This window comes from Pseudomonas sp. BIC9C (genome assembly GCF_034541995.1).
Taxonomy (GTDB): domain Bacteria; phylum Pseudomonadota; class Gammaproteobacteria; order Pseudomonadales; family Pseudomonadaceae; genus Aquipseudomonas; species Aquipseudomonas fluorescens_CC.
Map to the genome: position 1 here is coordinate 1,739,037 of NZ_JAWDGM010000001.1, position 11,861 is coordinate 1,750,897.

Genomic DNA, 11,861 nt, shown 5'->3' on the forward strand with positions numbered 1-11,861 from the left:
TCAAAGAAAGTGAACTGCTCAGCACTTGAATTTGTCGCAGCACTGCTGCGACAAGTAAAACGAATAGTGTCAGCACCGCTGTCACTTTTACCTCTCACGGATAACTAAACGACTTCACCAACGTCAACTCCCCCACCGCGCGCATCGGCACCAGGAACGTCTCCATCCTCTCGCTCGGCGTTCCTTCCTCGGTAATCACCGTTACCTGCGCGGTAGTCAGTGATTGCACCGCGTCTTCCTGCCCCTCCTCATCACTGCTGTACCCGCCACCGAAGTAGTTCACATACACCAGGTACTGGCCCTTGATCGGCGCCGGCATGGCGAAGATTTCCGGGCCGTAGCCGGTGGTGACGTCGACGTCGAGCGCTGCGCCGTTGGGGGAGACGCGCTCGCCATACCAGATGTGCGCGCCGTCGGGGGTGATGAGGTGCAGGTCGAGATCGGTGTTGTCGCTGTCCCAGGACAGCAATACGCGCAACTTGGCCGGGGTCGCGCCGCCGCTGCTGTTGAGCAATTGCGTGCGGTGGCGTTGTTGGCCATCAGGGCTGCGAACCTCGACGCTGTTGCTGCCGTTGGGGAATGAAAACGGGCGGTCGAAACGGCCGGCCGGGTCGATTTTCAGCGGCATGCTCACCCCGTTGACGATCAATCGGCCGGGCTCTGTCGATTTGGCTGTGGCCTTGATCTGCCCGCTGATGCGCGCCGTGTTGGCCTGGCCTGCCGGGGTATTCACCGACGAGGCCGGGTAGTTGACGGTCTGCCGGAAGCTTTCCCCTTCGCCCCCGGGCGCGCCGGTGCGCCAGCCGCCTGTGGGAGTGTCGAGTCTGACGCTGTCAGCCGCCATCACCGACGGCAACGCCAGCAGCGAACAGAGCAACATCAAGACCTGTGGATAACGGAGTTTCATGGTCTATTCCAGCAAGAGGTGGCGGGCGAGCCCTTCGATGTAGGTTTCATCCTGGCCGTTGGGGTGCGCTTCGAAGGCCAGATGCAGGTATTCGTGGGTCAGGTCGAGACGGTCTTGCAGCGTCTGCACGCCACGCACGTAGATACGCTGGCGTTCGCGGTCGACATAGGGGCGACCGAAGGCCAGGCGGCATACGGCGAAGGTGCTGACTTCGTTGTAGCCCGTTTCGCTTTCAAGCATTGGGCGCCAGCCGCGCCGTTGTTTCTGCAGCCATTCTTGCGCGACGGGCAACGCTTCGCAGGACGCGACCGGGTTGTCCCAGCGACTGAGACTGGCGCGTGGGTAGGCGTGCAGCAGGATGGCGTCGTAGCGCTGGCCGGCACGGGCCTGTTCGACGGCTTGCTGCCAGGACAGTTTGTCCGGGCCGGGTTGATCGGAATGGTAGGTGACGGTGCTGCCGGCCAGGACCAGGTCGCAGGTCCACGCAGCGATGTCGCGAGCCTCGGACGACGCCGGACGCGGTGCGACCCGCTGACGGCTGCTGCTGTCGTCGATGCTCAGGCAGTCACCACTGCGCGTGGCGTTTTGCAGCAGGTAAGTGCGAATAGCCACGGCCAGGGCTTTGGCGGCTTCGACCGGTTCGGCGCTGGCTTCGCGCTGGAGAACACGGGCAACGTACTCTTCGCGATCCAGACGAGCCACGAGCTTGTCGTTCAGCAGAAACAGTTCGCCGTCGCTGTGGATATCCAGCGCATTACCGTTGGTGAATTCAACGCGGTAGTCACCCTGCAACGCTCCGGAAGTCACCGCGGCGCCCCCTGACAGCACGCGCCGAAGTGGGTAGCGGGAGAATAGGTCGACCTCTACGCATTTCCCTGCATCCGCAGGCCATGAAACAGGCATCACCGTAGACAATGCCTGTGCGTAATCACGCAGTACCCGCTGACTGGTGCCCCGCCCGCCGGCCCAGACCGCTGTGCCATCCGCCGTCCAACCGGCAAACCCGCCCTGGCGTGATGTAGCATCCTGATCCGCCAGCCAGCTCCAGGTCTTCACTCGCAGGCGGCTTCCGAGTTCGCCGACGACATGGCCATCGGCGGCATTGAGCACCACATCGAGCAACACACGCCGGGCTTGTTCCTGTGCCGGCAGTACCGACAGCACCTTCAACAGCTCCGCCACCGAAACCCGGGTCTCCGGTTGTAACGAAGGCAAATCCAGCAACCATGGCGGCGCCTGCCGCGTCTGCCAATAGGTTCGCCAGTCGGCATCGCGGATGCCCAACCGCGCGGGTTGGAAATACAAACCGCATGACTTCACCAACGCCTGATCGCGCTTGATCCTGCCGCCAGCCGTGCAGCAATAAACCTCTTCCTTCGACTGGCCGCGACATTCATAAGCCGACTCATGGGCATCGCTATCGACCAGCCAGGCGTAGACGAATAACTTCCACACGCTGCCCAGCGGCGTCTGCAACGTCTGCGGCAGCGGTTCGCGGGTGATCACCTGAGTTCGATTCAACGACAACAAATCACCCTTGAAAGCCAGGCGCAGCGGTTCGTCCTGCGCTGTCGCCAGCGCCGGGATCAAACACAGCAGACACCCCATCAGAAGCCTGTGCACGTCAGTGAACCGTGACCTGACCAAGGGCTGGCTTTTGTTCCAGCGCCTGATGCTGCGGCGCATACACCTGGGTGAATCGCACGGGCGGCAAGTTGAACTGTCCCTTCTGCGAGAAGCGCACCAGATGCCGCAGGCGCAATTCGCCACTCAAGGCATCGACCGGAACGGCATAAGCCATTTGCCCCGGTTCGAATCGCGCCTTCTCCAGCGCCGTTGGCTCGGTGCCGGCCTTGCCCATGAGCTTGATGCCCCAGGTCGTGCGCTCGACATCCGCGCCCGGTGGTAACGGTACTTCCAGCAAACCGTAGCGCAGCGGTCTGGCGGCTTTACTGGTGACGATCACTTCATCGAGATAAAGGTTGTCGCTGGACAGCGGCGCGTTGCCGACTGCTTCGAGTTTGAAGGTGAAGGCTTCATCTCCCGGCACCAGTCGCGACAGGCGACGGGTGATGGTCACGGCCATCGGATCGACCGCCGGCTGCTGGCTCCGGTAGCTCAATGCAGCACGCAGCGGACGCTCTTGCGCGCCGGTCAGCGACAACACGTTCGGCAGCTGCGCGCCTTGCCACACCCAATAGGTCTCGCCGGTAGCGCCCTGTTCCGGCTTCCAGCCCTCGCCCGGTTCCAAGGCAACAGCCGGCGCGGCCTGCTCGATGCCGTGTTGCAGCCAAGTCAACGCCAACGCACGCTCCAGTGTAGATTGCTGTGGCAGCAAGCGTTGCAGCAAAGCCTGAACACGAGCCTGATCGAAAGGTTGCAGCGACAGGTTCAGCGCTTCGGCAAACGGCTGGGAACTGACGGCCAACCGTTGCTGTGCATCAGCCAGTTGCCGCTTGAAAGCGTCCGGCAGATTGACCTTCGACTGCTTGGCCAACGAGGCGGTCAAGACGCGTGCTGCGGCCAGGCCCAGCGCCGAATCCGGATCGCTCATGACGAGGCTGTCTTCGCCGTCCTCCATCAGGTTGGCGGCATTACCCTCGCCGGCCTTCGCCAGATCTTCCATCAAGCCACTGAGCAAGGTGTTGACCGGTAACTGCATCTGCCGGGCAAACGACAGAATCAGCGCCCGCTGCAACAGCGGCGTGTTGTTCGCCTGTTTGGCGTAGACCTCCAGCACCCGCTGCCAATGCTCCGGCGGCAGGCTCAGTTCCAGCACTTGGCTGGCGTGCCAGTCGGCGTAATAGGCGTAGGCGGTGAGGAATGCATCCGGCTCGCCGTCCATGCCCCACCAGGTGAAGCACGCCGAAGGGCCGGCCATTTGTACCAGGCGCAGGCGACTGTTTTGCATGATCAGGCGTAAGCGATCGCGGATCTGTGGGTTCGTCGCCAGCGTCGGGTAGGCGATGCTCAACGGCAACAGGCGGCTGGCCGTCTGCTCGACGCCACCGTAGGGATAGCTCAACAGGTCGTCGAGGGCAGAACGGAACAACGCTTGCGGACTGTCATCCAGACGCAGGCGAATATCACTGGCGTCTGCCGGCAACGTCAGCGGCGTATCGCCGCCGCCCACGTCGAGACTCTGCGATTGCGTCACTTGCCAGCCTTCACCGGTCGCGGTCAGGCGCACCGCCAGGGCATCAGCGGTTTTGCCGTCCTGCAGCAACTCGGCGCTCCACTCGCCATTCACCAGTTCAAAGGTCGGCAACGGGATGTAGTTGATGCCGCTGTTCAGAGTTACAGGCACGCGCTGTTCGCTGCCGGCGTAACGGGTCAGCAGTTCGGCCTTGAGCGGTTTCTCGGCCTGGCTGAAAGCAAATACACCGAGGTCCGGTTTGTCGCCGGCGCGGAATCGAGTCGGCCCGCTCCACTTCAGGTACAGCGGTTTTTCCGAGCGTACGAATTGCTTCTTCTGCCCGACCTGGCCGTCATCGGCGATAGCCCTGGCGGTGATGCGCCAGCGGGTCAGGGAGTCGGGCATCTTGAAGGTGAAGCGGGTCTTGCCATTGGCATCGGTCAGCAATTGAGGTTGCCACGCAGCCGTGTCGACGTCCTCGCGACGCGGCCGTTCCAGCACCTTCACGCCACGCTCACTGCGATTGGCCTTGCCCGGTGCACCGGGGCTGCCCGGCAAGGCGACGTCATAACTGATGAACGACAGACTGGCGCTGGTGCGCACGTTGTTGCGCCGTGGGTGATAGAAGAACTGGTCGATGCTCGGCGCGACTTCAGGCTGCAGGGCGTAGACCATTTCATCGACCACGCTGACCGTCAGGTGCGCGGGCATCGGCTTGCCGGCGAACCGGGTGGTCAGGTCCACCGAGACGGTTTCACCCGGCTGATAGGTTTCTTTATCGGTGGCGATGGCCACGTCGATCTGTGGTGTTATCACCTTGATGCCGGCGTTCTGGAAACTGTATTGGCCGCCCTTGGTGTACAGCACCGAGAAGGTCAGGTTCGGTGCGAAACCGTCCTTCACCGGGATGCGCGCGCGGTATTGGGTATCGCTGAGTTTTTCCATCTTCAGCCAGTCGCCGCCCTTGGAAAGTAACGCAGTGGCTTCGACCTTGTCTCGCTCCAGCGACAGCAAGGCATCGCTGACCGGTTCCGGGAAAGTGATCAACGCCAGCGCTTCATCGCCGGCCTGGTACTCGGGTTTGTCGAGGACGATTTCCACCGTGCCGGGTACGGCTTTGACACCTTCGCCGGTGACCGAATGCCCGGTGGCGCCGACCACGCGACCGTGGTCATCCTTGAGCGTCAGGTTGTAGGTGCCCGGCCGGTCAAAGGCCAGGGTGAAACCTTTGTCGGTTGCCGCGAGTTTGCCTTCGCCGGTGCTCTGGTCCTCCAGGCGCACCCAGCCGTAACCGCCAGGCGCAACGGCTTCGACCTGCTCGCCTTCGCGGGTATAGCTGAAGGCAACCTTGTCACCCACCGCGCTGAAGCGCCGGGGCGCACTCAAGCGGAAATTTGCCGCACCGCGATCGATGAGGATTTCCTTGGTGGTCTTGACCCGATACGCCGCGCCATCGCTGGCAAACACCGTGAGCATGTAGCGACTCGGTTTGTCGGCGGCCGGCAAATCAAGGGATGCGTTGCCCTTGGCGTCGGTGGTCAATTCGGTACTGGTCAGCTCCACCGGAAATTGCCCGAGGTATTGCAGTTCGTTGTCGACCATCGACAGCTGCTGGGCGCGCAGGCTCAAGGTCAGTTTCGCATTGAGCACCGGTTTTCCGTCCGGGTACAGCAGCACCAGGCTGCCCTTGACCGGTTCGCCAGTACGGTAATCCTGTTTGGCCAGATTGAGCGAAATCTCGAAGTGCGGCTTGATGTATTCAGCGACGCGGAAAGCGCTGCTGTAAGCCTGATCCCTGTAGTTGAAACGCAGTTCATAACCACCGGCCACGGCGTTGTCCGGCAACTGGAAGCGGCCCTGGGTGCCGGCCCTGGAATCGAGCTTCAAATCGAGGGATTGCAACGCCGTGCCGGTCGCATCGAGCACAGTCACGTTGACGTCGGCCGCGGTTGGCTGCACCGAGTCCCGCGCGTTCTTGAATTCACGCCCGACGATTTTCAGCGACACCCAATCTCCCGGCCGATACAACGGCCGGTCGGTGAAGGCATAGAGTTTGGTGTCGTAGATTTCGCTGTCGTAGTAGAAGTTTTCGGAGACGAACACCCCGCCCTCTTCGTCTTCGCCGATCACGAACGAACGCTCGGGGCTGACGTGTTTCAGGCGCAGCAAGCCGTCGCTATCCGTGGCGCCGCTGCTCATTACGCCGAGGCCATCGGTCCACAGCACATTGACCTTCGGCACCGAGCTGCCTTCGTGTTTGCGCGCAGCCCACACCAGCAATTCGTCACCGGCAATCTTGCTCACCGCCACGGTGTTGGAGACGAACACCATAGTCGTCGCGCGGTACTTGCCGATCAGCGCTTCCACCAGATAAAGACCCGGTTTGAGATTGCCCAGCGGGATGTACACATTGCCCGGCGCGACGCTGACGAACTCACTGGAAGAACCGGCCAGGTTCACGCCTGCAGGTGGCTGGATCGGCTTGGCCTGCCACAGCGGATAACGGAACTGGCTGACCACCGGCAAACCCGGTATCAGTGCGAATTGCGGCTGTGCATCGTAGGGCGTTGGCGCGGCCATCGCATTGCCCATCTTCAGTTCCGGCACTTCCTCGGTGACTTGTTTACGCGACTCGTAGGAAAACGCCCGCTGCATCACCCGACGGGATTTTCGATACCAGTTGTCCCACAGGTAAGCGAGGGTGTTGGACAGACCCTCCCCCTTGAACTGGCCATCGCTGACCACCCGATGCAGGTTCTTCTGACGCTTGAGGAAATCCAGTGGCTTGTCGATGCGATACACCCGAATGTCGGCACCGCCGTAGGGTTCCATGCGAAACCGGCGATAGTCGCGGCCCGGCGCTTCAAGGCGCACCATCGCCTGTTCATCACTGGCAAAACTGCTGTCGGCCAGCAGGAAAAAACTCTCGCCGGCCACCGGTGTATAGCCGCTGGCCGGGACAGAGTCTTCGGCATGAACCGCCGAGAAAGGCAGTACCAACACCAACATCAGAGACAGTAAACGCAGCATGCGAGCACCGGTCATTGGGAGAGAAAGTTCAGTCGATAGACGCCGATGAAGTTGGGGTTGGCTGCGTCGGGTATCCATCGGGTGTCCTTCCATGTCATGAGTTGCTGCAGGCTTGCCGAACGCATGCCGTTGTCGGTGGGTGTGGTGGTGCCGGTGTGATAGGCGATGTAACGGCCCATCCAGATCATCAGGTGCTGGTCGTCGCCCTGATCGAAAAACATCAGGTCGCCGGGGCGTGCCTGAGCCACATCGCGGCTGACCAGATGGCTGTTGAACTGGATCAATTTGATCGCATTGACGTACGGCCCGACCTTGCCGCCACCCTGCTGCCATTGCTGGGCGAGACCGCGCTGGGCATCACTCAATTGCAGCTCCGGCGGCAGGTAACGATTGGACAGGCCATTGCTGCGCAGCCATTTGTCGTCATGCACTTTCAGCGCTTCGTTAGCCGCGAAGCGCACCAGCCCGGCGCAGTCTTGCTGATACCAGCGCGGACTCGGGCCCTGGCTCAGTTGCTCCTGGGCGATGCGCACGAACCAGGCGCGGAATACCTGGGATTGCTGTGGGTCGAGCGTAGGTGTCTCGACGGCCCGGGCGCCCGCGCTCAGCAATAACGCCAGCAGGCCGAGACTGCGGATCAATGCCGTCACAGGGCTTTCCACTCCAGCGGCAGCCACTGCCAGTGGCCGTCGGGCTCGCTGCCTTCGGGCAAGGTCAGGGCGTATTTACCGTAGCCGCCGAGCTTGCGCAGTTTCGGGATCAGCCAGGTTTGCGCGGCGTTGTAAAACACCGGTTCCATATCCTGTGGCAGGCTGTCCAGCGTTTCCTGCTGCATCAGTTGCGCCATTGAATCCGGGCCGAAATAGACCGGCATCAACAGGTCTTTGGGTACCACGTCGGCCATCGGCGGGAAGCGTTTGTCGAGGGTGCCGAGGGCCTTGTCCACCAGCTTGTCGTCGAGGGAAAACAACAACGTCGAACCGTGGCGTGCGAGGCTGACTTTCATGAACGCCTTGCCGGTGATCGCGTCGGGGTCTTCGGCCTCTTTGGCCGCATAGGGACCGAAACTGGAACTGACCTGGCGTTGCCACTGGCGGCTCTGGCCTGCCTGTTTTTCAACCACCGGGAAGGCACCGTCTTCGGCGTTGTTCTCGTAGGCACCGACCATCGAACCGAACAGGCTGCCCAAATCCCCATCGAGTTTGCCGCCGTCGTCATCGTTGAGGCTGGCCACCAGCAAAGGCGTGTACAACCGTGAATCGGCATACCAGCACAGGCCCGCCGCGCCCGCCATGTGTTCTGTCAGCGCCTGGGCCACCTTCTCCTGCGCACCGAGTTTCACCAGCAGCGGTTTCTGTTGTTCGGCAGCCAGCGGCAACGCTACGCAAGCGCTGGCCCCCATGGGCATCGCTTGCCAGATCGGTTTGAAATCGAAGTCCGGCTGATTCTCCAGTTCATCCATGGCCAGGAAGCTGTGCCAGCCCTTGTCGTCCATATCGAAGCGCAGACCGGCGAAGTTCGGGATAAAACGCTGGTAACCCATGGCCAACACGCTGGCATTCACCGACAGGCGCTGTTTCACTTGCGGCTCACGAGGCGGCAGGCCGAAGGCTTCGGGAAACAGTTTTTCGCCATTGAGCAGCGCGGCAATGGCCGTGGTCGACACGCTGCCCGGTTCCTCCGTTGCACCGCTTTGCGGATCGTAGAGTTTCGTTGGGTTGGACAGCACCACCAGTTTGTCGCCGTGGGAAGCAAACAGCAGCGCCTTGCTCGCGTTGTAGTTGAGTTGATAGAGCGCCACGTCGTCGGTACCGACCTTCAGGTCAGCGAGTTTGCTCAACTGCGAGTCGTCCAGCGCCACTTTGGCCAGCGGCTCCAGCACCTTGGCCAGCCCGCCGCGATCCATGACCAGCAGGAAATCCTTGAGCCGCCCATCCGCCCCGCGCCACAACGCGACGTCGGCAGGCTGATCGAAGAGTTGCTCGATCAAGGTGTCCTGCAGTTTCAGGTCGTGTTCGTAGATGATCCGTCGCAGGCTGCCGATCAACCCCAGGCGATCGGCGTGGGTTTCGTAATAGAAGACGAAATCTTCGGTCAGGGTTTCCTTGAGGAACGGCACTGCCAGCAGGTCTTTGGGCAATTGGCTCAAGGAACGGGTTTCCAGCAAGCCATCAGGGCGACTCATACCCAGTTTGTCACTGGCCAACGCAGGCGCCGGGGCCTTGGGCTTGTGCATGAACCACCCGATCCCACCGGCCACGACAACGACCAGACATAAGCCGATCAGCAGCGTCGGCCAATGCAGAGAAGATTTGGCCGCGGGGGCGCCAGCGGCTGGGGTAACAGTGCTATCACTCATGTTCACAAAACCCGATGTTCATCCGTGGAGCGGGGATGCTTAGTAGTTGAAAGTCTTGACCAGCAGCAGGTCGCCGATTGCGCGCAGGGGCACGATGAACGTCTCGCGTTTTTCATCGACGGTGTTTTCGTTGAGCACCAGATTGATCTGCGAGGTGATCACCTCGTTCTGGTTGCTGGTCTCATCGAAGTTATAGCCGCCGCTGCCGAAGTTGCCCCAATAGTTCACATAAACCAGATAGGTGCCATGCAGCGGTGCGGTCATGGTGAACATTTCCGGACCCGGGCCATCGACGCCGTCAGGGTCGAGGCCGCCGCCATTGGTCAAGGCCGGGTGTGCCCAGAACGCATGCTGACCATCGGGCGTGACGATGTGCAGGTCGAGTTCGGCCTTCGGATCGTCCCAGCCCAGCACCACACGAATCTTTGCCGGCGTGCGCAGGTTGTTGGCCTCATAAAACTGGACGCGCTTGAGGGACTGGCCTTCGGCGCTGCGGACTTCAACGCTGTTGGGACCGGCACCAAACGCATAGGGCCGGGCAAAACGCCCTTGCTCGTCGGTATAGAGATTCAGCGGATTGCCGTTGACCGCCAACGTGTGCGGCCCGCGCTGAGTGCCGATGGCCTTGAGTCGGCCTTCGATCATCGTGCGATTGCGCTGCACACCCCGGTCGATCGGCGGCGTGGGATAGGCGACTTGCGGGTTTTCGCCACGGTCCAGCAGACCGTTGTAACGCCAGCCGCCCACCGGTTCCGATAACCCGGCATTCGGTGCGGCCAGAATCACGGGCGCGGTAGCCAACCCGATCAGCAGCAAAAGAAATGAGCGCATGTGACGCCTCCTGCCATGCATGACGAAACCTTGCGCCTGATCCTGGGCACATTACAGATGTGGAGACTGCGTTTCGTCTGAAAGACCCGTGAATGGCGGGTCGTCGATGACGCGAAGATTAGACGCTCAGTCCGCTCCTAACAATCGGGCACTTCCTGCAATGCGGTGCGAATCACGGTTGTGGATGGACGGTGAGCCGAATAATTCGTACATATGGCTCGCCACTCCTGTGGGAGCGAGCCTGCTCGCGAAGGTCGTGAACGATAACGGGTGAAACCGGATGCCCAGCGGTGCCTCTGGTTTTTCGCGAGCGAACTCGCTCCTACAGGGGGCCGGAGCCAAGTCCCTCGTGACAGGGTCGTTTTCACGCAAGAGTCGGTGCCATCTAGCCCCGCTCATTTGCCCATAAACCCCCTATCTGCTAGTGTCGCGCCGGTTTAACGTCAACCGGAAATCGCCGCCATGGCCCGCAAAAAAGCTGCACTGGATTTCGAACAGTCCCTCGCCGACCTGCAAACGCTGGTGGAGCGTCTGGAGAATGGCGAATTGTCGCTGGAGGACTCGCTGGCCGCTTTCGAGCAAGGCATTGGCCTGACCCGCGATTGCCAGGCGGCGCTGGCCCAGGCCGAGCAAAAGGTTCAGGTGCTGCTCGAGCGTGATGGCGAGTTGGCCGAGGAACCCTTCGACGCGGATCAGCCAGAATGATTGCAGCGTACTCGGCCACCAGCCAGGCCCGCGTCAACGCAGCGCTGGAAACCCTGTTCACCGCACCGAGCCCCGAGCTGGCGCGGCTGTACGAAGCCATGCGCTACAGCGTGATGAATGGCGGCAAACGCGTGCGGCCACTGCTGGCCTACGCCGCGTGCGAAGCGTTGGGCGGCAGGGCCGAGCAAGCCAACGGTGCGGCCTGTGCGGTGGAACTGATCCACGCTTATTCGCTGGTGCATGACGATTTGCCAGCGATGGACGATGACGATCTGCGCCGCGGCCAGCCAACCACCCACAAGAAATTCGATGAAGCCTGCGCGATCCTCGCCGGTGACGGCTTGCAGAGCCTGGCCTTCAGCGCCCTGCTTGACCCACGCCTGAGCGCGTCGGATGCGGAAATCCGCCTGCAAATGGTCAGCGCCCTGGCACTGGCGGCAGGCCCGGCGGGCATGGTCGGCGGTCAGGCCATCGACCTCGGTTCGGTCGGTCTGAAGCTTGATCAGAAAGCCCTGGAGTACATGCACCGGCACAAGACCGGCGCGTTGATCGAGGTCAGCGTCAAGCTCGGCGCCCTGGCCAGCGGCCGTGCCGAGAAAGACGAACTCAAGTCCCTGCAGGCTTATGCACAGGCCATCGGTCTGGCATTCCAGGTGCAGGACGACATCCTCGACGTCGAAAGCGATACCGAAACCCTCGGCAAACGCCAGGGCGCCGACATTGCCCGGGACAAACCGACCTACCCGGCCCTGCTCGGCCTCGACGCAGCCAAAGCCTATGCCCTGGAGCTGCGCGACCAGGCCCTGCACGCACTGCGACCGTTTGACGCAGCGGCCGAGCCATTGCGTGATCTGGCCCGGTATATCGTCGATCGCCGCAGCTGACGGCGAATC

At 61.8% G+C, this 11,861-nt stretch carries 8 protein-coding genes; 2 read left to right on the forward strand and 6 right to left on the reverse strand.

What is annotated here, in order from left to right; genetic code table 11:
- Positions 1-94 precede the first annotated feature (94 nt).
- From RS887_RS08145 to RS887_RS08170, 6 genes are read right to left on the reverse strand one after another with little or no spacing between them, the layout of a single operon-like run.
- Positions 95-907 carry a YfaP family protein gene (locus tag RS887_RS08145; protein ID WP_322614997.1) on the reverse strand — a complete coding sequence of 271 codons (813 nt, stop codon included), beginning with the start codon at positions 905-907 and terminating at the stop codon, positions 95-97.
- A 3-nt stretch (positions 908-910) separates the two neighbouring features.
- The gene (locus RS887_RS08150) at positions 911-2,515 is read right to left on the reverse strand and encodes a DUF2300 domain-containing protein (RefSeq protein WP_416339952.1); all 1,605 of its coding nucleotides are present in this window, start codon (positions 2,513-2,515) and stop codon (positions 911-913) included.
- 16 nt (positions 2,516-2,531) lie between these two features.
- Positions 2,532-7,088, reverse strand: a complete 4,557-nt coding sequence (locus RS887_RS08155) for an alpha-2-macroglobulin (protein ID WP_322614999.1) — start codon at positions 7,086-7,088, stop codon at positions 2,532-2,534.
- Positions 7,085-7,723, reverse strand: a complete 639-nt coding sequence (locus RS887_RS08160) for a DUF1175 domain-containing protein (RefSeq protein ID WP_322615000.1) — start codon at positions 7,721-7,723, stop codon at positions 7,085-7,087. Before RS887_RS08160 ends, RS887_RS08155 begins: the two co-directional genes overlap by 4 nt.
- Positions 7,720-9,432 (reverse strand): DUF2138 domain-containing protein, encoded by a 1,713-nt coding sequence (locus RS887_RS08165; protein ID WP_322615001.1) that lies wholly within the window; start codon positions 9,430-9,432, stop codon positions 7,720-7,722. The genes RS887_RS08160 and RS887_RS08165 overlap by 4 nt, the downstream gene beginning before the upstream one ends.
- A 39-nt stretch (positions 9,433-9,471) precedes the next feature.
- The gene (locus RS887_RS08170; protein ID WP_322615002.1) at positions 9,472-10,263 is read right to left on the reverse strand and encodes a YfaP family protein; all 792 of its coding nucleotides are present in this window, start codon (positions 10,261-10,263) and stop codon (positions 9,472-9,474) included.
- 462 nt (positions 10,264-10,725) lie between these two features.
- Between RS887_RS08170 and RS887_RS08175 the strand changes: the two genes are divergently transcribed.
- Complete coding sequence (locus RS887_RS08175; RefSeq protein WP_007970180.1) at positions 10,726-10,968, forward strand: exodeoxyribonuclease VII small subunit; 243 nt, start codon at positions 10,726-10,728, stop codon at positions 10,966-10,968.
- Entirely contained in the window at positions 10,965-11,852 is an 888-nt protein-coding gene (gene ispA, locus RS887_RS08180) for a (2E,6E)-farnesyl diphosphate synthase (RefSeq protein ID WP_111288159.1), read from the forward strand. The genes RS887_RS08175 and ispA overlap by 4 nt, the downstream gene beginning before the upstream one ends.
- The last annotated feature ends 9 nt before the right edge of the window (positions 11,853-11,861 follow it).

Excerpts from the sequence above, each read along its gene's own strand:
- RS887_RS08170 (WP_322615002.1), bottom strand. The coding sequence starts at position 10,263 with ATGCGCTCATTTCTTTTGCTGCTGATCGGGTTGGCTACCGCGCCCGTG.
- ispA (WP_111288159.1), top strand. The coding sequence starts at position 10,965 with ATGATTGCAGCGTACTCGGCCACCAGCCAGGCCCGCGTCAACGCAGCG.
- RS887_RS08150 (WP_416339952.1), bottom strand. The coding sequence starts at position 2,515 with ATGGGGTGTCTGCTGTGTTTGATCCCGGCGCTGGCGACAGCGCAGGAC.
- RS887_RS08175 (WP_007970180.1), top strand. The coding sequence starts at position 10,726 with ATGGCCCGCAAAAAAGCTGCACTGGATTTCGAACAGTCCCTCGCCGAC.
- RS887_RS08165 (WP_322615001.1), bottom strand. The coding sequence starts at position 9,432 with ATGAGTGATAGCACTGTTACCCCAGCCGCTGGCGCCCCCGCGGCCAAA.
- RS887_RS08145 (WP_322614997.1), bottom strand. The coding sequence starts at position 907 with ATGAAACTCCGTTATCCACAGGTCTTGATGTTGCTCTGTTCGCTGCTG.
- RS887_RS08155 (WP_322614999.1), bottom strand. The coding sequence starts at position 7,088 with ATGACCGGTGCTCGCATGCTGCGTTTACTGTCTCTGATGTTGGTGTTG.